We start from the raw sequence: 20,825 nt of genomic DNA on the forward strand, positions 1-20,825 counted from the left end.
CATCCTCCCCTACTCCAAATTCAAATACTTTATAAAGGATACTGCGATGAATAAATTTTCGTATTCATTAATCACGCTTGCATGTTTATCGACTCTAGCTTCAGCATCGGATGATTTTTTCTCTCAAACAAAACTTAGTTTAGATACTCGTTTACGTTATGAGCTTGTCGATCAAAATAATGCGCTCAAAAATGCGGATGCATGGACATTACGCATTCGACCAGCACTTCAAACGGGTTCATGGCACGGTCTAAGTGCATTCGTTCAAGGTGAAGGTACAGCCGAGATTAATGATGAATTTAATAGCACTCGAAATAGCCAAACTCAATACAGTAGTGTTCCTGATGCTGAGAGCTTACAGCTCAATCAAGCGTATTTAAAATATGTTTACAACCCTAAGCTTGATTTAACTGTAGGTCGTCAAACAATTAATTTAGATAATCAACGTTTTGTAGGCGCAGTGGCTTGGCGACAGAATGACCAAACCTTTGATGCTGTAAGCTTGAACTATAAACCTTGCAAAGAATTTGGATTATTTTATTCATATATTGATCAAGTCAATACGATTTTTGGAAGCGAAGAACCTGAGCCGAAGTTTATTCAAGCTCAAGCGAGCAAACAAGAAAGTAAAATTCATCTGATTCAAGCCAAAATCAATTACAACCCTCTTTTAAATGCCGTGGTTTATGGTTATTTGATGGACTTTGAAGATCTTGCTGCGTGGTCAAATCAAACCTATGGTTTGAGAGTGACAGGTAAGAAAAATGACTTCAAATATTCAGCAGAATATGCAAATCAAACAGAATATGCAGATCAACCAACCAATTATGATGCTGACTATTATGCTCTTGAGCTGGGTTATAATATATCGAGTCAATCAACAACTATTGGGGACATTTCTATTGGTTACGAAGTTCTGAGTAGTGACGATGGAAAGATTGCATTCCAAACGCCATTAGCAACAAAGCACAAATTTAATGGTTGGACGGATATGTTCCTAACAACGCCTGCCAATGGTTTGAAAGACTTATACATCACCTCTAATTTTAACATTTTTAGCAAAGGCAAACTTGGGACGGAATTACATCAATATCGTAGTGAGGAAAAGAATATAGATTATGGTCAAGAATATTCAATTTCTTATAGCCATACGCTACCAATTAAAGGCTTGTCTGCTTTAGCAAAATATTCAGACTATCAAGCAAATGATTTTGGTGTAGATACGAAAAAATTATGGTTACAGCTTGATTATAAATACTAAAAAGCAACTTTTTGAATAAGATGAAAAGATAATGAATTTTTGCTTGTCATTTAACTTTCAGAAAACTGTCATTAAACCATCAAATTTAGATGATTTAATAAAAAATAAAAAACGATAGAAATTGCAAAGGGCTTGCTGATAAAACTTTTTCAGCAAGCTTTTTTATTTTTCAAAAAAAGGGTTGCTTACAAAGCAACCCTTATGAGTTTAAACTGATAAATTATTGTTGATGTTTCGGTAGTGGAATGTACTGAGATTGAGCATTTTGTTGCACCTTACGCTCACCTACTTTCACTTTTACCGTTTGCTGCTTACCATCACGCTCAATCACGACATTGATTAAACTTTCAGGTGCTTGCAACGCCACATAATTAATCAAATGTGAAGCAGATGAAATTTGCTCATTGTTCACTTGAATAATCTTATCACCACGTTTTACACCAGCCGCATCAGCAGGTCCATCACGTAATACATCTGCAACGATAACGCCCACTGGTTTTGATTGTAAGACATCTTCATCCAAAGTATTTGGAATCAGACTGATACCTAACCAACCACGAACGACACGACCATCTTTCAAAATGGAATTTAAAACTTGTTGACAAACTTTAGCAGGAATCGCAAAGCCAATACCTAACGAACCGCCTGACTGCGAGAAAATAGCAGTGTTTACACCAATTAGATTACCTGCAACGTCAATTAATGCACCACCTGAGTTACCTGGGTTAATTGCTGCATCAGTTTGAATAAAATCTTCATAGGTATTAATACCTAAATCTGAACGACCTGTCGCAGAAATAATTCCTTGAGTAACAGTTTGTCCTACACCAAATGGATTACCAATTGCGAGTACAACATCACCCACTTCATTACCACTCAATTTAAATGGTAAAACAGGAAGTTTATCTAACTCAATTTTGATCACAGCCAAGTCAGTATCAGGATCTGTGCCAATTACTTTCGCTTCAGCACGACGACCATCTTGCAATGCCACGACAATATGTTCAGCCTGAGCAATCACGTGATTGTTCGTTAAGATATAACCATCAGCACGAACAATCACACCTGAACCCAAGCTATTTTCATTTTGAGGTTGCTGTGGCATTTGATTGCCAAAAAATTCACGAAAAACAGGATCATTCAATAATGGATGATTCATCTGTTTTACTTTTTGGGTTGTGAAAATATTGACGACAGCAGGCGCAGCTACTTTAACCGCAGCGCTGTAAGAAACCACCCCACCCGTTCGTGTTGTATCAATCAGCGGTTCAACTTTTTCCGCAGGCATTTTTACGCCATCAGCCGCAACAGTAGGTTTTGGTTGATGTGATTTCTGCCAGACCAGAAAACTTAATGTAACAAGAATGAGTAATACCCAAGGTAACCATGTAAATGCACGGCGCACGTTAATTATCCTCTAGGAGAAATTTAGTTATGTAACGAGTTAATTTATTGAAGAACTAAAAGTTTCCACTATTGTAATGTAAATTGCTTAAAATCAATGCAAAAGTTAAAAAAGTTTTGTCTAGCTTTAGTTACATTTAAAAATATGTTTTTATTGACTGTTATAAAAGATGTAATTATTTGAGGAAGTCCATGGCAAATTTGCATGATATTGTGCAATGGTGTGATCAAACATTAAAAGCAAATGAGTTCAAAGACTATGCACCGAATGGTTTGCAAATTGAAGGCAAACTTGAGGTCAATAAAATAGTTTGTGCCGTAACAGCATCCGAAGATGCCATTGATGCTGCAATCGCGCAGAATGCAGATGCATTACTTGTACATCATGGTTATTTCTGGAAAGGTGAATCCTACCCGATTACAGGGATGCGTGGTAATCGTATAAAAAAATTGATTAAAAATAATATTTCGTTAATTGCCTATCACCTACCTTTAGACTCACATGCAACGCTAGGTAATAACGCAGCAATTGCCGATTTAATGGGTCTACAAAATATAGAAGCTTTAGACTCAACAGAGAAACATCCGATTGGTAATATTGGGTATTTAGAAAATTCAATACATCCTGATGATTTTAAAGCAAAGCTCCAATCAATCTTCGATTTTTCAGTCATCCATTTACCTTGCTATAAAACCACAATTCAAAAGGTTGGCTTTTGTACAGGCGGCGCTCAGGATTTTATTCATAAAGCTGCTCAAGAAAAATGTGATGCCTATATTTCTGGGGAAGTGAGTGAACGTACTTTCTATGAAGCGAAAGAGCTTGGTGTTCATTATTTTGCATGTGGTCATCATGCAACTGAACGTTACGGCGTACAACGTCTAGCACAAGCAATCACAAACGAATTTTCGATAGATACAACATATTTTGAATTAAATAACCCGATTTAATAAAATTGAAGAAACCGATTTTGTTAAATCTTTTTTCCATTTGGGTTATACATTTAAATTAAGTCGTTATTGTGTATAGTTCTTTAAAAGACTGTCCTATTGTCTTTAGAATCATTTACAATAGAGCCACTTAATGTAAAACCCAGCAAATGCAAGGATTGAAACATGACAACCATTACTTTACCTGCACTTCCATATGGCTATGATGATTTAGCTCCGCACATTACTCGCGAAACTTTAGAATACCACCACGACAAACATCATAATACTTACGTTGTTAACTTAAACAACTTAATCAAAGGTACTGACCTTGAAGGTAAAACTTTAGAAGAAATCATCAAAGCTTCTGCTGGTGATGCATCTAAAGCAGGTATCTTTAACAATGCTGCACAAGTATGGAACCACACGTTCTATTGGAACAGCATGAAACCAAATGGTGGTGGTAAACCTACTGGTGCGATCGCAGCGAAAATCGAAGAAGCTTTTGGTAGCTACGAAAAATTTGCAGAAGAATTTACTGCTGCTGCAACAACTCAATTCGGTTCAGGTTGGGCTTGGTTAGTAGCTGATGAAGTAAATGGTAAATTATCAATTACTAAAACTGCAAATGCTGATACTCCACTTGCTCACGGTCAAATTGCTGTATTAACAATTGACGTTTGGGAACATGCTTACTACATCGATTTCCGTAACTTACGTCCAAAATACATCGCGACTTTCTTAGAAAGTTTAGTGAACTGGGATTACGCAAATGCAAAACTTGCGGGTCAACCAGCAGGTGTTGAGAAATAATTTTTATTTCTTGAATAAAAACTGCCCACTATGGGCAGTTTTTTTATGCACAAAATAATAAAAGAATATTTATCAAGCAAACGATTCATTTTATTTACTATTCTTATTGACGCATGCCTCTTTCATGCATAAAATGCGCATCAGATTCTCCAATAGCTCAGTCGGTAGAGCGACGGACTGTTAATCCGCAGGTCCCTGGTTCGAGCCCAGGTTGGAGAGCCAATCTACTAATCTCCCATAGCTCAGTCGGTAGAGCGACGGACTGTTAATCCGCAGGTCCCTGGTTCGAGCCCAGGTGGGAGAGCCAAGATTCTAAAAGCCTATATCATTGATGTAGGCTTTTTTATTTCCCAAAATCTGTCAAATAAAATAAGTTTTCATTTTCCTATCGCTAAAATCCATAAAATGATGATAAAAAATACAATTAAATCAATATTTAAATTTTTTCGAATGAATTGCTTGACCGCAACCCACGACATGCATAGAATGCGTACCAAGATTCTCCAATAGCTCAGTCGGTAGAGCGACGGACTGTTAATCCGCAGGTCCCTGGTTCGAGCCCAGGTTGGAGAGCCAAAATTCTAAAAACCCACTCGTTGAGTGGGTTTTTTATTAAGTATTGATAAAAACATGTTTGAATCAAATCTATTTCTCATTATTGGCACTATCAGTACAGTATTACTTTTATTAAGCTATTTACGCCCACTCTTTTTCCATAAACAACAATTCTTTGCTCGACCAGTGATTACATCCTTTGAATCACGAATGTTTATACGCCTTCAACATGCCTTTCCACAACATCACATATTAACTCAAGTCGCTTTTAGCGCTTTAATTACCAGTAGTCATTATAAAATTCGAAGTAAGTTCAATCGGAAAGTCACCGACTTTGTTATTTTAGACCAATCAATGAATGTTTTAGCTGTGATTGAACTCGATGATCCGAGTCATATTGGAAAAGAAAAAGAAGATGAAAAAAGAGATAAAATGCTACAGGAAGCTGGATATCGAATACAACGCTATAGTGAAATTCCATCTATAAAACAATTACAGATGGATATCCGATAATACATCATCCTCAGCTGAATTATTCAGCCTGAGTTGTTGGTTCAACTTGTTTTTGTTGTTCAAACTTTTTTGCAATTTCAGCACGTTGCTGATCATATTTTTTCTTGGTTTCAGCATCACTTCTTGCAGCAAGAAAAGCCATTCCAACAATAAAAATCGGAATCAATAATCCTAAAGCCATTAATAACCACGGTACTCGTTTTTTTTCCACCACTTGCTGGCTCATATCTATCAAACCTAAATACTTGTTCTAAGCGATGCAACAATATAACAAAAAAGAGTCTCTATAAAGAGACTCTTTTAACATTAAAAATTAAGTTTTGAGTTTAAAACTTACCCGTACACTGAGGGTCTTTACTTGCATCAATTTTTGCTGGATCAATCACCACATTTGTCTTCGCAGGCATTTTTGCTTGAATAAAGTTATAAATATCTAAGTTTTTACAAACAATCGCTTGTGTATGTGATGCATTAACTACAGCTTTTAATTCAACTTCAGCCGAACCCAATGCTTTCAAATTAGCAACCAATGCCTGAGTAACAGGGTAAGGAACATTGGTATCTGCTGTACCTTGCACAATCAAGACTGGTTTATCAATACGTTTAGTCCCTGGCTGATTATCTATCAAAAACTTCTGAACAGTTGTGTTCGTTTTGAAATTGTTGGTATCTAAGCCGGGATAATCCATCACTTTTTTATCTGGATTATCCGTCATAAATTTGATGATGTCGGCTTTAAATTTCTCAATAAGGCTCGCACTTGAATCACTATCATTATCAAGACATAAACCATTTTCACCTGTCGTACCTTCAGCGAACTCTGCCAATGATTTAGCGCGATCTTGGAAAATATCTCGATAGTCGAATCTTGGTTCATAAGCTTTAATACCAACACCAGTTAATGCAGCATATGCCAGTAGTGTTGCATAAGAATCTACAGAAACACGATTTGCTAATGGCACATTATTCAATACCTCAGCCTTTTCTATTTCAGCTAATGCAGCTGGAGCAACTTCAAGAATAATCTTACCTAAACTTGATGCTGGAGCACCTGCAACAGCGCCTTTATAAGATATATCAGCATTTGCATACTCAGCGGTTCCAATAGAAGCTTGACCACCTTGCGACTGCCCTACCGACATCCAAGCACCATTTAATTTAGTATTGTAATGATCTTTAACTGCTTGCATTGCAGAAATCGCAGATTTTGCCTCACTTCCTAAATTAAGATATGGATGAATACCCGCAGTTCCTAAACCTTCATAATCAGGTGCAACAACGACATAACCAGCAGCTAGGAGTGTTTCAGCTAAAATTTTAAAACGTGGATTAAGCACATTATTGCTAGGAGCACAGCTATCTGCGACTCCCACTGTTCCATGCTCCCATACCACTACACGATAACCATCGCTTGGTGCAGCAACTTTAGGGAACATAACCATAGCGGTAGCTTTTGCTGTTTTACCCTGCACATTCGTCATGTTATAAGTCATAACTTTAATTGAAGTAGCAAAATTCAAACTATCTTTTGAATAACTACTTTCTGAGATAAATGTTTTATCTTTATTGCTGCTTGAATAATCATCATTACTGTCGTTACACGCTGATAGAAATAAAGCAGAAATTGAGAAAGTTATTGCTAAAGCAATATTTGACCGTTTCATAAAATGTCCTTTTAGTCTTGTTTTTGTGTGCACGAAACTACGCGCGACTTTATTAAGGCATAAAAAAAGTGCTCTGCATAGAACACTTTTCAACTAATCGGTCATTTTAAGATGTTAATTGCAAAAAGATTCCTAGAAAAATTATCATTCCAACCCATCTATTGTGACGAAATGCCCAAAAACAAATTTGCGGTTCACGATCTTTTGTTTTGAATGTTTGATAAATAAAATCAGCTGCAACGACAATCAATGAAAGTATTCCAAATGGTATAAGAATATTTTCAATATAGAGTGCAGAACCAATTAAGAGCAGGCTCAAGATTTGCAACAAGGCAATAATTTGTATGTCATATCGACCAAATAAAATGGCTGTAGATTTCACACCAATTTTTAAATCATATTCACGATCTGTAATTGCATATTGCGTATCATAAGCGACAGTCCATGCTAAATTACCGAAGTATAATAGCCAACAAGTTAAGTCAGGTGTCTGTCCAACAGCGGTATATGCCATTGGAATCGACCAAGAAAAAGCAGCCCCTAAGAACACTTGAGGTAAATTGGTATAGCGTTTCATAAAGGGATAGATGAAAGCTAAAAATAATGCGCCAAATGACCAATAAAAAGTTTCTATAGGCAAGAAAAATAATAGACAAGCGCTTGCAAAAACTAATGCAAAAAAAACAAAAACAGCTTCACGCGCACGAATTTTGCCTGTTGCTAATGGACGAGTTTTGGTTCGCTCAACATGGGCATCCACTTTACGATCAGCAAAATCATTAATAGCGCAACCTGCTGCACGCATAAAAATGACGCCTAGAATCATAACAAGTAAAATTTTAAGGTCTAGCGTACCTTTAGATGCAATCCATAAAGCCCACATTGTTGGCCAAAAAACCAATTCAGTTCCAATTGGCTTATCAAAACGGCATAAATAGTAATAGGCTTCTAAACGTTGTCGCCATGTTGTGTGTTGCACTGTTTCCATGATGAATCCTTAGAGTCAATGCTGTCTAATAAACTGTTCAAATGCTGGTAAAAAAGTTTCTTGTACTATGAACTTACATCCATGCCAAGTATAACAACTTTGTCTAGTCCATCCCTCTTCAAGATAGATTACTCGTCTTTGACATGCAGGATTAGTACGTTGAAATAAAAACCAACCAATTGGCTTATTACGGATATGTTTAAATAATCGAGCTTTCTTTTGTAGACTAAGAATAGGAAATATACTTTTGGCCTTTACCCATGGCTGCTCTTCACCGCCATACAAATTTGTTTCTCGGACCCATGCAATATGATGTATTGGCATATTCATCCATCGACTATCTTTCATTGTTAAACGCTGATAATGTTCTTTCGTTCGCTCAACATGAAACGCGCCGCCGCCAAGATCAGTGAGTTGTTGTGTTAATGAACCAGATGCATATAACCATTTTTTTAATTCTTTAGGAATTTCTCTCCCATTTATTCTGTTTGGTCGTAAATTTCGCATGCTTGGCTCACTAAAAACATCGCGATTAGTTTACATGAATTATTTACGAAAAAACCCATCACTTTTCACTCAAGCGAATACTTTTAAATTCTTTAAATAGTATAATATGTTTTATAACTCAAAATTAATCTGGTATTTAAGGTCTTACATTTTTTAACGGCAACTCCATTTGCATATCTAAGTTTGCTTTAGTTTGCTGTACCGAATTATACATGATCGCATCAAACGACGAGATCTTACTCATATTAATCGTATCATTCATATAAAAGCTTGGCTTGAATTGATGTTTCACTGGTAAATCAACTGACTCATCAAAAGCAAAATGCACGGGCCCATCAAAAACAATTTTCACAGGTACGGTATAAGTTCGTTTTAGTTGAAATGGAATATTTAACTTGACAGGGATATTCAAACTTAAAGGGAATTTAGGTAATAGTTTGTTCTGGTAAATCAAATCCGTACTTGTTTGAATCGGTACAACCTCATCCACTTTCAGCATCGTTTCATAGTTAATATCAACCATAATAGGTGTTTCCACCTCAAAACTGAGATCAGCTAAATACCTACCCTTTAATGGTAATTGTAGCGTCCGATCTATATCCAAAACCGTATTCAATTGACCTTCAGACCTTACTTTTAAATGATCACCAACTTGAATTTTAGTACCTAATGATTCAGGTAGTCGAATATCAGCCTGTTGCGCAGAAACAATCAAAGAAGCCTGAATGTTTAAGTAAAACCAAAACAAAATAGCAACCAAGGTCGTGACTATTACGAAGCTAATCAATAAACTTTTCAGTGATTTAGTAATATCCATTACTCACTCGCCTTTACATCATGTTCAGCAGCTTGAACTTCGACAGGTTTTGCTTCAACACGATTCAAATACATGGTGGATAAAGGAATTTTTAACTCGCCCTGCGCAATTTTCACGGGTAAAGTGTTTTTCACATCTACAGAAGCATTCAATTCCGAAGTAATTGGAACATTCAGCTTACCTTGTATTGGAATATTGGCATCCAACTCTGCTTTCAAAGGAATATTTAAATTTTCTTTCAAAACTGTTTTTACTGGTGCGTCAAATTTTAAACGTACTTTTTGCTGTAATGGGACTTGGATATCAATCGGGACGTCTAATTGCAATGGAATTGAACCTTTTAAAGGCAAGGTCACATCTTTACCAAGAATTTTTACTTGAACCTTAGTATCAATTGGTAAATTTTGATTTACTTTAATCGTTTCTTTAACAGGAATCGTGGTGCTAATTGGAACTAAATTATCAAAATAGACACGAGGTGTAAGAGTTTGAGTGAGCGGAACACTCAATTGTTCATTAATTGGAATTTTGGCATTCACACGTCCATTTACATCAATATTTAGTGCATCTTTAACTTTTACTCTCACCTGCAAAGGCTCTTGTAAATCAATTGCGACATCTTGATTCTTTAACGGAATATAAATATTAAAGTGTTTGAAGACCCACATTGCGATATAGACACCGCATAGATTGGCAATAATAATTAAAGCAAATACCATGAACACACGTTTGAACTGAAACAATGAACTTTCCCTGATCAACTCTTCCCTTTTTCATTATTGTTGTCGATTTTTAAGTTTTTATCTGCATCAGTTGTGTGTGTTTTAAGCAAATGGTATCAAAAGCATTACAGCGGGCATATATTTATTTATTCATAGGTAAAGTAATTTTTATTTTAATTGAAATAAAAAAGCCAATCATAAATTGACTGGCTTTTTTATTAGCGTTTACCCATAGAACGACGAGTACCACGTGGCGGCATCCAAGTACGATCTGCATATTGCTCAGGCTTTGGACGAACCTGATTATGCGTTGCATCCTCAGAACCATCCTCAGCAGACGGCATAGGAAATGGTAATTTCACCAAAGCTTTTTTGGCTTTTGGTTGTTGCGTAGTCATTGAAATTCTCTCGAAATCTAAATTTCTAGTCGCTATTGTAATAGATTTTTGTCAGTTTTAAAAAAATAAAATATGTAAAAAATGACTGTACTCATAGGACTTCTATTTTGGTAACTTTTTATGCAATTAAGGCAAGTTTTGACCACAAAGAAGTCTATTTAAGCTAAGATAATCTGCTTTTTATTTTCTAATCCCATAAGAAGGAATAATGCCGTGGACGTACGTCTCTCTGATCGTGTCAATGCTATCAAACCGTCCCCTACACTTGCAGTAACCAACAAAGCCGCTGAGCTTAAAGCTGCTGGTAAAAATGTGATTGGTTTAGGTGCAGGCGAACCAGACTTTGATACCCCTCAACATATCAAAGATGCAGCAATTGAAGCAATTAATAAAGGCTTTACAAAATATACAGCTGTAGACGGTACTCCAAGTTTAAAGAAAGCAATTATTGCGAAACTTAAACGTGATAATAATTTAGATTATCAAGCAAACCAAATTTTGGTGTCTTGTGGTGGTAAACAAAGTTTCTTTAACTTAGCGCTTGCTTTGTTGAATAAGGGTGATGAAGTGATCATCCCTGCTCCATTCTGGGTGAGTTATCCAGATATGGTGATTATTGCTGAAGGTACACCTGTTATTGTGAAATGTGGTGAAGAGCAACGTTTCAAAATTACACCTGAACAATTAGAAGCAGCGATTACAATCAATACACGTTTACTTGTATTAAATAGCCCTTCTAACCCAACAGGCATGATCTACACTAAGGCTGAATTAGAAGCTTTGGCTGATGTACTTCGTCGTCACCCACAAGTATTGATTGCTTCTGACGATATGTACGAACCAATTCGCTGGGAAGATGAGTTCTACAATATCGCAACAATTGCACCAGACTTGTATGACCGTACAATCGTACTTAATGGCGTTTCAAAAGCGTATGCAATGACAGGTTGGCGTATTGGTTATGCAGCAGGTCCTGCAAAACTGATTGGTGCAATGAAGAATATTCAATCTCAATCTACGTCTAACCCAACTTCAATTTCGCAAGTTGCAGCAGAAGCAGCATTAAATGGACCGCAAGACGTTTTACAACCAATGATTGAAGCATTTAAACGTCGTCATGATTTAGTTGTTAATGGCTTAAATGCAATCCACGGTATTTTTTGTTTACCTGCTGATGGTGCATTCTATGCGTATGCAAACATCCGTCCATTAATCCGTGCCAAAGGCATGAAATCTTGCACAGAATTCTCGGAATGGTTACTGGAAGAAACTGGTGTTGCTGTCGTTCCTGGTGATGCATTTGGTTTAGGTGGATTTATGCGTATTTCATATGCAACTGCTGATGATGTATTAGTCGATGCTTTAGCGCGTATCAAAAAAGCTGCTGATTCAATTGAAGGTATTGATGCTGCAATTGCATCAATCGAAGCAGAAAAAGCTGCTAAATAGTTGTAGTTACAATAAAAAGGAGCTTCGTCATGAAGCTTCTTTTTTATAAAATCTTAAAAAATATTTTGCATTTAAATTTAGCTATTCTTTATTCGCTGTAAACAAAGCAACGACGTCTGATTCTGTTAATTTTTTGGTTGAGTTTTCAAACGCATAAAAATCAGGTTTACTATCAATATAGATTTCCATATCTAGATTTAAATCTTCAGGCATTTCATTCAAAGCAAACGCATTAACATTACAATAACTTTGGTCTTTTGTACGCCAAAATAAATTGGTTCCACATGCATTACAAAATCCTCGCTCTCCCCATTCAGATGATTCATAAATAGCGAGTCGATTTTGTTTTATAAAATTCAAGGCACCTTGTTCAACATCGATTGTCATAATTATACCGCTGGTCTGTCTTCGACAGATTGAACAGTGGCAAGCATGAACATTATGATTTTTCAATTCAACTTCAAATCTCGTTTCACCACAAACACATTGTCCTTTCATTATATTTTGACCTCATTCTCAAATTATTTTTTTCAATTTTAACAGTTGTTTTTCAGCCAATAAATAATTTTCAAACTAAATCATAAATATGATTGAAAGCAATCATGCAATAGCTTTATTTTTATTAAACTCTTTAGGACGTGTGCATAAATGGCTAAAAACAGCATACTGCCAAATACTTTTCACCTGAACAGATACAATCTTCTCTTCTGCCACTGACCAAGCTAATGCCGTATTTGCCCCTAAAATCAACTCGCCTCCAAGTTGAAATAAATACAATGGTGTACTTTGTCTAACTGCCAATGAATTTTTCTCTATTAATAAATTATTATAATCTTCAATTTTCCACTTGTTTCCAAACCATAGCTGTAAAAGATCACCTAGATATAAGGTTTGCTTTTTAAATGGAAAAGTATTCAAGAATGAATGATCAACAGGTGTGTAATATTGCTGAGGATTTTGAATAATCTCAAGATAATGATCTTGATAAAAAGAAAAATTAGAAAAAATTGATTCAATACGAAGAGTAGTCATTTCGACCTCCGGTTTAGCCATTTTAGTGCTGGCAAGTAGGGTTAAATCCACACTGTTTAGAAAAAATCTAAACGCTTTATATGACTTGAATCTAGCAACAGACTCACCAAAATTCAAGTTATTTTTCTTGGCTTAATTCAATTGTGCAAATAAAAAGCATACGATGCAAAAATGAAGAAAACATGACATTTTTATCTTGACCGATTTTAAAAGCCGCCTATAATGGCACTCAGATTCTCCCATAGCTCAGTCGGTAGAGCGACGGACTGTTAATCCGCAGGTCCCTGGTTCGAGCCCAGGTGGGAGAGCCAAATTCTAGAAAGCCCTAATCATTGATTAGGGCTTTTTTTATTACTAAACAACCAAAATGCCCATAAAAAAAGCTCCTGATCAACAGAAGCTTTTTATATTTTAACTCAAATTAGGCAGCGACCTTTGCTGGCACACCGCTATGAAAGCGAAAGGTATCATCAGGACTTAAAATCAGATTCTTTTCCACTTCACGAATATGCTCAATACGTTGCTGGATCGTCTCTTCTGGATCTTTAAGTTTCGCCGTTTTTGCAACATCTAAAGCTAAAGCCAAATAGTCCTCAAAATGACGAGACTCCGATTTTAGTAAATAGCGGTAGTAACGCCCTAACTCATCATCCACAATCGGAGCTAACGCATAAAAACGTTCACAAGAACGTGCTTCGACAAATGCACCAATAATCATCACATCAATCAAGGCCTCAGGCTCATAGGTACGAATTTCTTTACGTAATCCACCTGCATAACGCCCTGCGCTCAAACCCTTCCATTCTTGCCCACGTTTGGTCATGAATTCCAAAACTTGCTCATAATGCAGCATTTCTTCACGCACCAGTTGCGCCAATTTCACTTGCAAATCGGTGAAGAAACTATAACGGAACATCAAATTCATTGCCGTACTAGCTGCTTTTTTCTCACAATTCGCATGATCTTGCATCAAGATATCAAGGTTATTTACCGCTTCATCCAACCATGCCTGAGGAGTAGTACAACCTAAAAACCCAATGACAGGTTGCATTAACTCATCATAATTTAAACTACTCATCAACTTATCCCGCAGTCGCCTGAATTGCTGCTTTCATGTCTTTTACAGCTTGAGTTAGCCCAACGAATACACTATCCGCAATGATAGAATGACCAATATTGAGTTCATGAATTTGCGGAATCGCAGCTATTGCAGCAACATTTCCCAAATTTAAACCGTGTCCAGCATTTACAACTAAACCTTTGGCAGCCGCATATTCTGCACCTTTAATAATGCGCTCAAGTTCTGCTTGCTGTTTTTGATCAGTCTCGGCATCTGCATATGCACCTGTGTGAATTTCAATCGTCGGTGCACCACAAGCCACTGCGGCATCAATTTGCGCGAAATCTGCATCAATAAATAAAGACACATCACTTCCTACAGCTTTAAGCGCTTCAGTAGCAGCTTTGACTTTTTCAAAATGACCAACAACATCTAAGCCACCCTCTGTGGTAACTTCTTGACGACGCTCAGGTACAAAACACACATGTTGCGGTTGAATCTCTTTGGCAAACTCAATCATTTCATCGGTTACCGCTAATTCCAGATTCATACGCGTTTTCAATAATGGGCGCATACGACGTACATCATCATCTTGAATATGGCGGCGATCTTCACGTAAGTGCAAAGTAATCCCTTCAGCACCTGCCTCTTCACAAACCAAAGCAGCCTGAACTGGATCAGGGTAAGTTGTACCTCGTGCTTGTCTTAATGTCGCAACATGATCAATGTTTACACCTAAGATCGCGGCCATAAAAATATCCTATTGTTTACTCTTCTACCTGCTTTATTGATGCATTAAGAAGATTAAGTTTGCGTATTTTGAATCCAAAGTTGACGACTTTTCAATGGTCGATCACCCAAAAGAGAGCTAATCATCTGGCGGTATAGTTTACCCAATAATTGCAATTGTTCGGCAGAAAAATCCTGTCCTTGCTCATAACAACGCATTGAGCCAATCAGCTCGCCAGCCAGCGTAGAGCGTGATGCTTTTGCAACTGGTAAAAAACCATCATTGAGTTGAAAGTGATAATGCTGAGAACTTTGCACTTCTTGCTGATTTGCATCAGTTGAAAAATCAATTGCATAACCAAGCTCTTGTAATAAAGCATGTTCAAATTGACGTAAAATCTGTCTCAAAAATAATGCTGATTGCTCATGTGAGGCTAATTGCTGCAACTGTAATAATATCAGTTGATATTGTTGAAAAGTTTGTGGCATTGCCTCTTCTAGTGGACATAAGCGCAACAAAATTTCATTCAAATAAAAACCCGCAAAAAATGCATCACCGTGAAAAAACACAGGCTGATTGAGAATTTCGAGCTTTGTAAAATTTTTAAGTTCAGATTTACCTGTGGCTTGCAAGCGAATCGGCTGATATTGAGGAGGAGGTGTCTGTCTTAGAATCCCATCCACACGACCATATTCTTGCGTATATAAATGCACAATATGGCTTTTTTCACGATACTTACGATGATGAATCAAATAGCCATGTAGGACTTCATTACGCATCATAGTACGAGACTAGTCCTTCTTTTTCTCATCCTTTTCTTCATCATCACCATCAGGAATCACTGCACCAACAACCGCAGCAGTCCCTTTAACAACACCTTTGGTGGTCTTATAAGCAACTTTCACAGGTACAGTCACAAGCTTATGAATACAGCCCTGCAACATGAATACACATGCCACGATTGCGAGTAAACGGATTGTTGTTTTCATACCTGTTTCCATTGTCAACGAGATAGTTAAATATCGCTATAACCTAAACTTTTAAGTGCACGCTCATCATCAGACCAACCACCTTTGACTTTCACCCAAAGCGTTAGCATGATTTTTTGCTCAAACATTTTTTCCATGTCTGCACGCGCGTCCATACCAATGCTTTTCAGCTTCGCACCCTTGTCACCAATCACAATCGCTTTTTGACCTTGACGCTCCACAAAAATCGTAGCATCAATATAAGTACAAGGTGGTTTCAAACGACCTGTTTTTTCATTTACTGCTGCTTCTTCAGTTTTGAAAGACTCAATCTGCACAGTTAAATCGTACGGAAGCTCTTCACCTAACTGACGCATAATTTTCTCACGAATGATTTCACTCGCTAGAAAACGCTCAGAACGATCGGTAATTTGATCCAAAGAATACAATGGCGGTTGATAAGGCAGATACTTCTCAATCGTATCGCGCAAATGATCTAAATTCGCACCACGCAATGCAGATACAGGAACGATCTCAGCAAAGTTCATCAACTTCGCTCGCTCGCGAATCAGTGGTAAAGCTTCATTTTTATTTTCAAAGGTATCGAGCTTATTGATCACTAGGATCACAGGCATATCTGCATTTTTAAGTTTTTCCAAAACTAATTCATCGTTTTGAGTCCACTTTTGTGCATCAACCACAAATAAAACTAAATTTACATCACGTAATGCTGAATGTGCAGCACGGTTCATCATCTTATTGATGGCACGCACTTCTTTTTTATGCATCCCAGGGGTATCTACAAATACGGCCTGTGATTTCTCACGTGAGTCAATTCCCACGATCTTATGACGTGTAGTTTGTGGTTTACGTGAGGTAATTGATAGCTTTTGACCTAAGATGTGGTTCATCAAAGTTGACTTACCTACATTTGGACGTCCAACAATTGCAACAAAACCGCTTTTGAAATCTGAAGGAATGGTTGTTCCTTGAGAACTAAAAAATTGATCAACTACATTATTACCGTCTTGCTGTTCAGTTGCTTCTGGCTTATTTTCTTCTGAATGGGACATCAGGTTATTGCTCCAATAATTTTAAAATCTCTGCCGCTGCCGTTTGTTCGGCAAAACGACGACTTGAGCCCTCGCCTATAATTTTTGGTAATCCCGCGACATCACATTCCACTTTAAAATGTTGATTCGGGGCATCACCTTGAATATCTACAACCTCGTAAACTGGGAGAGGTTTTTTACGTGCTTGTAAATACTCTTGCAAACGTGATTTCGGGTCTTTCAGTTGATCTGTCGGTTCGATATGATCAAGATAGGGTTCATACCATTTTAACACAATGCTTTGCAGCTGGTTTAGATCATTGCTGTCTAAATAAATAGCACCAATAATTGCTTCAACGGTATCTGCTAAAATTGACTCTCGATGATGACCACCAGATTTTAATTCACCAGTGCTTAAAATTAATGACCGACTTAACTGTAAGTCATTGGCTATTTTACCTAAAGCTTCCTGCCGAACTAAGGTCGCTCGCATACGCGTCAGACGGCCTTCATTCTCCAATGGATAGGATAGATATAAATAGTTGGCGATGATCATTCCTAACAATGAATCGCCTAGAAATTCTAGGCGTTCATAGTTATGCTTGTGACTTACAGAGCGATGAGTAAGAGCAAGCTTCAATAGGTCTACTTGTTTAAATTCGTAGCCTATGCGCGCTTGCAGTCGCGCATCACTGAGCTTGTTTGGCAGATTTTTGGTCAAATGTTTTCTCAAAAGTCATAACTAAACTAATGTTGAGCATGAACGGCTTACGCACTTCATACTTTTTCTTTACGATCAAATCATCTTTATAAGTGACTTGTGCAATTTCCTTAAATCGCAGATCGCCAACTCCGCTCATCTCTAAACGTTGTTCCATTTGGGATGCAAACTTACTTGGCGATATATTTTCAGGACTGTCTTTTAATAAACTTTCAATTTCAGAGTCAATAATTTTGTCATCCCAATATGCTGGCCAAATTGCAATTGCGGCCTTAACTGCAATTGCGAATAAAACCACCCCAAATAATATTGCGATATACGAAGCCCCTTGCTGAGATTTACGCATGTTTATATCCTATATTTTTTATTAGTTAATTTTACCATTTCGGTTAAAACTTGGAATATTTAGACCCGGTTCTTTATGCATCCATACATAAAAAGCACGACCAGTTAAGTTAGCCTCTGGAACAAACCCCCAAAAACGGCTATCCGCGCTCTGATCTCGGTTATCCCCCATTGCAAAATACTGTCCTTGTGGAACAGTAACTTCCCAATCTTTTCCATTACTTTGAATAAATACATCATTTGCTTTTGCAACAAAAGGAACCAATGCTTCAGTCCCTTTAAGTTGTGCAAACTGGAACTGTTCCGCTAATGGATTTCGCCCATCTAAATAACGAATTAGATGTTGATGCTCGCCTAATGTTTCTTTGAAATAATAGACCGTAGGTGTTTCAAGCTGATCTTTATCACGCTTAACTTCTGTAGCAACCTTCGCAATTTGTTGACCATTAATAATTAGCTGGCCATCCTTAAATTGAATATGGTCACCTGGTAGGCCAACAACACGCTTAATATAACTGATCGTAGGTTGTGGCGGATAACGAAAGACAATCACTTCACCACGTTTTGGCTCACCAACATCAATCACTTTAGTATTTACAATCGGTAGGCGAACACCATAGTCGAATTTATTCACCAAAATAAAATCACCTGTTTCTAAAGTAGGTACCATAGAATCAGATGGAATATTAAATGGCTCATATAAGAAAGAGCGTAGAATTAAGACCACAGCCAAAACTGGCCAGAAATCATATGCCCAAGTAATTACAAAATTTTCTTGATCTCGACCTTTGTTTGCACGTTGTTTAAATACAAACTTATCAAGCAGCCACACTAAGAAAAAAATCAGTGTAACAGGCACTAGAATCAAATTAAAATCAAAATCCACACACCCTCTCTCACAGCACAGCTGCTCGTCTTGTAGCGAAGTATCAACAAACCACCCCGCTCATCTTTTCTTTATCTATCTACTTTCAAAACAGCTAAGAACGCTTCTTGAGGAATTTCAACACTTCCTACTTGCTTCATACGTTTCTTACCTTCTTTTTGTTTAGAAAGTAGTTTTTTCTTACGAGAAACGTCACCACCATAACATTTTGCCAATACGTTTTTACGCATCGCTTTTACGGTTGAACGTGCGATAATTTGTGCACCAATCGCTGCTTGAATTGCAACATCAAACATTTGACGAGGAATTAAGTCCTTCATCTTCTCAACCAAAGCGATACCACGATGACGTGCATCTTGACGGTGACAAATCATAGCTAAGGCATCAACCTTTTCACTATTAATTAACACGTCAACCTTAACTAAAGATGAACTCTCAAAACGCACAAAGTTATAATCAAGTGATGCAAAACCACGTGAACACGACTTCAATCGATCAAAGAAATCCATCACAACTTCAGCCATAGGAATTTCGAAAGTGATAGACACTTGATTTCCTAAGAATTTCATATCTTTTTGCACGCCACGACGTTCAACACACAAGGTCATGACATTACCCAGATACTCTTGTGGAACAAGAATGTGACACTCAGCAATCGGTTCACGCAAATCTTCTACGGTTGAACCATCAGGCATTTTTGATGGACTATCAATGTAAATAATGTCGCCTTTTTTAGTTAAAGCTTCATAAATTACAGTTGGTGCAGAGCTAATTAAATCTAGATCGTACTCACGCTCTAAACGCTCTTGTACAATTTCCATGTGTAGCATGCCTAAGAAACCACAACGGAAACCAAAACCTAATGCGTCCGAACTTTCTGGTTCAAAGAACAATGCAGAATCATTAATTTGTAATTTTTGTAGCGCTTCACGGAAAGGTTCAAAATCGCTTGCATCGATTGGGAATAAACCAGCATAAACTTGTGGCTTAACTTTCTTGAAGCCCGGTAGAATTGCGACGTCTGGTGTACTAGATAAAGTAATCGTATCGCCTACAGGTGCACCAAAAATATCTTTGATCCCTGCAATGACAAAGCCAACTTCACCAGCTTCAAGAATGTCTGTTTCTGTGTGTTTCGGATTAAACACACCAACTGAAGTCACTGGATGCGTTTGTCCTGTCGATTTAATCAACATTTTATCGCCCTTACGGATACGACCTTGTTTGATTCGAACTAGAGAAACAACACCAAGATAATTATCAAACCATGAATCAATAATTAATGCTTGTAATGGCGCATCACGATCGCCTTCCGGTGCAGGAATAACATCGACTAAACGCTCTAGAACACTTTCAACACCTAAGCCAGTCTTAGCTGAACATGTAGGTGCATCCGTTGCTTCTATTCCAATAATTTCTTCAATTTCATGGATGACACGTTCAGGCTCTGCTTGAGGCAAATCAATTTTATTTAAAATTGGTAAAACCTCTAAGCCTTGCTCAATCGCTGTATAGCAATTCGCAACGGATTGCGCTTCAACACCTTGTGCAGCATCAACAACCAATAAAGCGCCTTCGCATGCAGCTAAAGAACGTGAAACCTCATAAGAAAAGTCAACGTGCCCCGGAGTGTCAATAAAGTTGAGTTGATACTCTTGACCATTTGGATGCGTGTAATACAGGGTAACCGATGCAGCTTTAATGGTAATCCCACGCTCACGCTCAAGCTCCATTGAGTCTAATACCTGAGCTTGCATCTCACGATCTTGTAAGCCGCCACACATTTGAATGAAACGGTCAGCCAAAGTCGACTTACCATGGTCAATATGAGCAATGATCGAGAAATTGCGTATATTTTTGATATCTACGGATTTTTTAGCTTGCGCCATGGGTTACCTTGAGAAAATAAAACGCTCAATACTTCAATGAAAGTGATGAGCCAAAGCGGTTTAACAAAATTGTGAGGAATTATAACAGAATGACCTTTCAAAGTATTCAAAATAATTATCT

At 37.4% G+C, this 20,825-nt stretch carries 24 protein-coding genes and 4 tRNA genes; 9 read left to right on the forward strand and 19 right to left on the reverse strand.

Features of this window, described 5'->3' with window-relative positions:
- Window positions 1–46: 46 nt before the first annotated feature.
- Window positions 47–1,261, forward strand: a complete 1,215-nt coding sequence (locus tag F933_RS14835) for an alginate export family protein (RefSeq protein ID WP_005062564.1) — start codon at window positions 47–49, stop codon at window positions 1,259–1,261.
- Between the two features lie 220 nt (window positions 1,262–1,481).
- Here F933_RS14835 and F933_RS14840 read toward each other — a convergent pair whose 3' ends face one another.
- The gene (locus tag F933_RS14840; RefSeq protein WP_005054865.1) at window positions 1,482–2,666 is read right to left on the reverse strand and encodes a trypsin-like peptidase domain-containing protein; all 1,185 of its coding nucleotides are present in this window, start codon (window positions 2,664–2,666) and stop codon (window positions 1,482–1,484) included.
- 191 nt (window positions 2,667–2,857) lie between these two features.
- Here F933_RS14840 and F933_RS14845 point away from each other — a divergent pair, with 191 nt between their 5' ends.
- From F933_RS14845 to F933_RS14870, 6 genes are all read left to right on the forward strand, one after another.
- Window positions 2,858–3,616, forward strand: a complete 759-nt coding sequence (locus F933_RS14845; RefSeq protein ID WP_005062565.1) for a Nif3-like dinuclear metal center hexameric protein — start codon at window positions 2,858–2,860, stop codon at window positions 3,614–3,616.
- A gap of 165 nt (window positions 3,617–3,781) precedes the next feature.
- Window positions 3,782–4,408, forward strand: coding sequence for a superoxide dismutase (locus F933_RS14850; RefSeq protein WP_004670542.1), 627 nt, complete (start codon window positions 3,782–3,784; stop codon window positions 4,406–4,408).
- 146 nt (window positions 4,409–4,554) lie between these two features.
- Window positions 4,555–4,630 (forward strand) — tRNA-Asn (locus tag F933_RS14855).
- A gap of 9 nt (window positions 4,631–4,639) precedes the next feature.
- Window positions 4,640–4,715 (forward strand) — tRNA-Asn (locus F933_RS14860).
- Between the two features lie 193 nt (window positions 4,716–4,908).
- Window positions 4,909–4,984 (forward strand) — tRNA-Asn (locus F933_RS14865).
- A gap of 54 nt (window positions 4,985–5,038) precedes the next feature.
- On the forward strand, window positions 5,039–5,476 hold the full coding sequence (locus tag F933_RS14870; protein ID WP_005062566.1) for a DUF2726 domain-containing protein: 438 nt from the start codon (window positions 5,039–5,041) through the stop codon (window positions 5,474–5,476).
- 19 nt (window positions 5,477–5,495) lie between these two features.
- Here F933_RS14870 and F933_RS14875 read toward each other — a convergent pair whose 3' ends face one another.
- The 7 genes from F933_RS14875 to F933_RS14905 all read right to left on the reverse strand — a co-directional run bounded on the left by F933_RS14875 (window position 5,496) and on the right by F933_RS14905 (window position 10,572).
- Window positions 5,496–5,702 (reverse strand): hypothetical protein, encoded by a 207-nt coding sequence (locus F933_RS14875; protein ID WP_005062567.1) that lies wholly within the window; start codon window positions 5,700–5,702, stop codon window positions 5,496–5,498.
- 100 nt (window positions 5,703–5,802) lie between these two features.
- The gene (locus F933_RS14880) at window positions 5,803–7,140 is read right to left on the reverse strand and encodes an alpha/beta hydrolase (protein WP_005062568.1); all 1,338 of its coding nucleotides are present in this window, start codon (window positions 7,138–7,140) and stop codon (window positions 5,803–5,805) included.
- A gap of 106 nt (window positions 7,141–7,246) precedes the next feature.
- Window positions 7,247–8,128: a 4-hydroxybenzoate octaprenyltransferase gene (gene ubiA / locus F933_RS14885; RefSeq protein ID WP_005062569.1), complete on the reverse strand. Its 882-nt coding sequence runs from the start codon at window positions 8,126–8,128 to the stop codon at window positions 7,247–7,249.
- Between the two features lie 15 nt (window positions 8,129–8,143).
- Window positions 8,144–8,635 (reverse strand): chorismate--pyruvate lyase family protein, encoded by a 492-nt coding sequence (locus F933_RS14890; protein WP_005062570.1) that lies wholly within the window; start codon window positions 8,633–8,635, stop codon window positions 8,144–8,146.
- 136 nt (window positions 8,636–8,771) lie between these two features.
- On the reverse strand, window positions 8,772–9,452 hold the full coding sequence (locus F933_RS14895) for a hypothetical protein (RefSeq protein ID WP_005062571.1): 681 nt from the start codon (window positions 9,450–9,452) through the stop codon (window positions 8,772–8,774).
- Window positions 9,452–10,195, reverse strand: coding sequence for a hypothetical protein (locus F933_RS14900; RefSeq protein WP_005062572.1), 744 nt, complete (start codon window positions 10,193–10,195; stop codon window positions 9,452–9,454). The genes F933_RS14895 and F933_RS14900 overlap by 1 nt, the downstream gene beginning before the upstream one ends.
- A 197-nt stretch (window positions 10,196–10,392) precedes the next feature.
- A complete protein-coding gene (locus F933_RS14905; RefSeq protein WP_005054882.1) occupies window positions 10,393–10,572 on the reverse strand; it encodes a hypothetical protein in 180 nt (59 codons plus the stop codon).
- Window positions 10,573–10,785: 213 nt separating this feature from the next.
- On the opposite strand from F933_RS14905, the gene F933_RS14910 reads away from it, so the two are divergent.
- Entirely contained in the window at window positions 10,786–12,021 is a 1,236-nt protein-coding gene (locus F933_RS14910) for a pyridoxal phosphate-dependent aminotransferase (RefSeq protein WP_005062573.1), read from the forward strand.
- A gap of 81 nt (window positions 12,022–12,102) precedes the next feature.
- Here the strand turns inward: F933_RS14910 and F933_RS14915 are convergent, their stop codons facing one another.
- A complete protein-coding gene (locus F933_RS14915; protein WP_005062574.1) occupies window positions 12,103–12,519 on the reverse strand; it encodes a GFA family protein in 417 nt (138 codons plus the stop codon).
- Between the two features lie 102 nt (window positions 12,520–12,621).
- Window positions 12,622–13,053, reverse strand: coding sequence for a hypothetical protein (locus F933_RS14920; protein ID WP_005062575.1), 432 nt, complete (start codon window positions 13,051–13,053; stop codon window positions 12,622–12,624).
- Between the two features lie 235 nt (window positions 13,054–13,288).
- Here F933_RS14920 and F933_RS14925 point away from each other — a divergent pair.
- Window positions 13,289–13,364: transfer RNA gene (locus F933_RS14925), tRNA-Asn, on the forward strand.
- Window positions 13,365–13,474: 110 nt separating this feature from the next.
- Here the strand turns inward: F933_RS14925 and F933_RS14930 are convergent.
- From F933_RS14930 to lepA, 9 genes are all read right to left on the reverse strand, one after another.
- A complete protein-coding gene (locus F933_RS14930; protein ID WP_005062576.1) occupies window positions 13,475–14,131 on the reverse strand; it encodes a MiaE family protein in 657 nt (218 codons plus the stop codon).
- 4 nt (window positions 14,132–14,135) lie between these two features.
- On the reverse strand, window positions 14,136–14,864 hold the full coding sequence (gene pdxJ, locus F933_RS14935; protein ID WP_005062577.1) for a pyridoxine 5'-phosphate synthase: 729 nt from the start codon (window positions 14,862–14,864) through the stop codon (window positions 14,136–14,138).
- 53 nt (window positions 14,865–14,917) lie between these two features.
- Window positions 14,918–15,625: a DNA repair protein RecO gene (gene recO / locus F933_RS14940; RefSeq protein ID WP_005062578.1), complete on the reverse strand. Its 708-nt coding sequence runs from the start codon at window positions 15,623–15,625 to the stop codon at window positions 14,918–14,920.
- A 9-nt stretch (window positions 15,626–15,634) separates the two neighbouring features.
- On the reverse strand, window positions 15,635–15,832 hold the full coding sequence (locus tag F933_RS14945) for an NF038104 family lipoprotein (RefSeq protein WP_005054897.1): 198 nt from the start codon (window positions 15,830–15,832) through the stop codon (window positions 15,635–15,637).
- Between the two features lie 26 nt (window positions 15,833–15,858).
- Window positions 15,859–16,884 (reverse strand): GTPase Era, encoded by a 1,026-nt coding sequence (gene era, locus F933_RS14950; protein WP_005062580.1) that lies wholly within the window; start codon window positions 16,882–16,884, stop codon window positions 15,859–15,861.
- A 4-nt stretch (window positions 16,885–16,888) separates the two neighbouring features.
- Window positions 16,889–17,584 carry a ribonuclease III gene (gene rnc, locus F933_RS14955; RefSeq protein ID WP_005062582.1) on the reverse strand — a complete coding sequence of 232 codons (696 nt, stop codon included), beginning with the start codon at window positions 17,582–17,584 and terminating at the stop codon, window positions 16,889–16,891.
- Window positions 17,553–17,930, reverse strand: a complete 378-nt coding sequence (locus F933_RS14960; protein WP_005062583.1) for a DUF4845 domain-containing protein — start codon at window positions 17,928–17,930, stop codon at window positions 17,553–17,555. Before F933_RS14960 ends, rnc begins: the two co-directional genes overlap by 32 nt.
- 21 nt (window positions 17,931–17,951) lie before the next feature.
- Window positions 17,952–18,815, reverse strand: a complete 864-nt coding sequence (gene lepB, locus F933_RS14965) for a signal peptidase I (protein ID WP_005062584.1) — start codon at window positions 18,813–18,815, stop codon at window positions 17,952–17,954.
- 71 nt (window positions 18,816–18,886) lie between these two features.
- Complete coding sequence (gene lepA / locus F933_RS14970) at window positions 18,887–20,704, reverse strand: translation elongation factor 4 (RefSeq protein ID WP_005062586.1); 1,818 nt, start codon at window positions 20,702–20,704, stop codon at window positions 18,887–18,889.
- Window positions 20,705–20,825 lie beyond the last annotated feature (121 nt).

Origin of the sequence: Acinetobacter beijerinckii CIP 110307, from assembly GCF_000369005.1 — a bacterium.
In the GTDB taxonomy this organism is placed as follows: Bacteria; Pseudomonadota; Gammaproteobacteria; order Pseudomonadales; family Moraxellaceae; genus Acinetobacter; species Acinetobacter beijerinckii.

Excerpts from the sequence above, each read along its gene's own strand:
- F933_RS14835 (WP_005062564.1), top strand. The coding sequence starts at position 47 with ATGAATAAATTTTCGTATTCATTAATCACGCTTGCATGTTTATCGACT.
- F933_RS14845 (WP_005062565.1), top strand. The coding sequence starts at position 2,858 with ATGGCAAATTTGCATGATATTGTGCAATGGTGTGATCAAACATTAAAA.
- F933_RS14850 (WP_004670542.1), top strand. The coding sequence starts at position 3,782 with ATGACAACCATTACTTTACCTGCACTTCCATATGGCTATGATGATTTA.
- F933_RS14870 (WP_005062566.1), top strand. The coding sequence starts at position 5,039 with ATGTTTGAATCAAATCTATTTCTCATTATTGGCACTATCAGTACAGTA.
- F933_RS14875 (WP_005062567.1), bottom strand. The coding sequence starts at position 5,702 with ATGAGCCAGCAAGTGGTGGAAAAAAAACGAGTACCGTGGTTATTAATG.
- F933_RS14880 (WP_005062568.1), bottom strand. The coding sequence starts at position 7,140 with ATGAAACGGTCAAATATTGCTTTAGCAATAACTTTCTCAATTTCTGCT.
- ubiA (WP_005062569.1), bottom strand. The coding sequence starts at position 8,128 with ATGGAAACAGTGCAACACACAACATGGCGACAACGTTTAGAAGCCTAT.
- F933_RS14890 (WP_005062570.1), bottom strand. The coding sequence starts at position 8,635 with ATGCGAAATTTACGACCAAACAGAATAAATGGGAGAGAAATTCCTAAA.
- F933_RS14895 (WP_005062571.1), bottom strand. The coding sequence starts at position 9,452 with ATGGATATTACTAAATCACTGAAAAGTTTATTGATTAGCTTCGTAATA.
- F933_RS14905 (WP_005054882.1), bottom strand. The coding sequence starts at position 10,572 with ATGACTACGCAACAACCAAAAGCCAAAAAAGCTTTGGTGAAATTACCA.
- F933_RS14915 (WP_005062574.1), bottom strand. The coding sequence starts at position 12,519 with ATGAAAGGACAATGTGTTTGTGGTGAAACGAGATTTGAAGTTGAATTG.
- F933_RS14920 (WP_005062575.1), bottom strand. The coding sequence starts at position 13,053 with ATGACTACTCTTCGTATTGAATCAATTTTTTCTAATTTTTCTTTTTAT.
- F933_RS14930 (WP_005062576.1), bottom strand. The coding sequence starts at position 14,131 with ATGAGTAGTTTAAATTATGATGAGTTAATGCAACCTGTCATTGGGTTT.
- pdxJ (WP_005062577.1), bottom strand. The coding sequence starts at position 14,864 with ATGGCCGCGATCTTAGGTGTAAACATTGATCATGTTGCGACATTAAGA.
- recO (WP_005062578.1), bottom strand. The coding sequence starts at position 15,625 with ATGATGCGTAATGAAGTCCTACATGGCTATTTGATTCATCATCGTAAG.
- F933_RS14945 (WP_005054897.1), bottom strand. The coding sequence starts at position 15,832 with ATGAAAACAACAATCCGTTTACTCGCAATCGTGGCATGTGTATTCATG.
- era (WP_005062580.1), bottom strand. The coding sequence starts at position 16,884 with ATGTCCCATTCAGAAGAAAATAAGCCAGAAGCAACTGAACAGCAAGAC.
- F933_RS14960 (WP_005062583.1), bottom strand. The coding sequence starts at position 17,930 with ATGCGTAAATCTCAGCAAGGGGCTTCGTATATCGCAATATTATTTGGG.
- lepA (WP_005062586.1), bottom strand. The coding sequence starts at position 20,704 with ATGGCGCAAGCTAAAAAATCCGTAGATATCAAAAATATACGCAATTTC.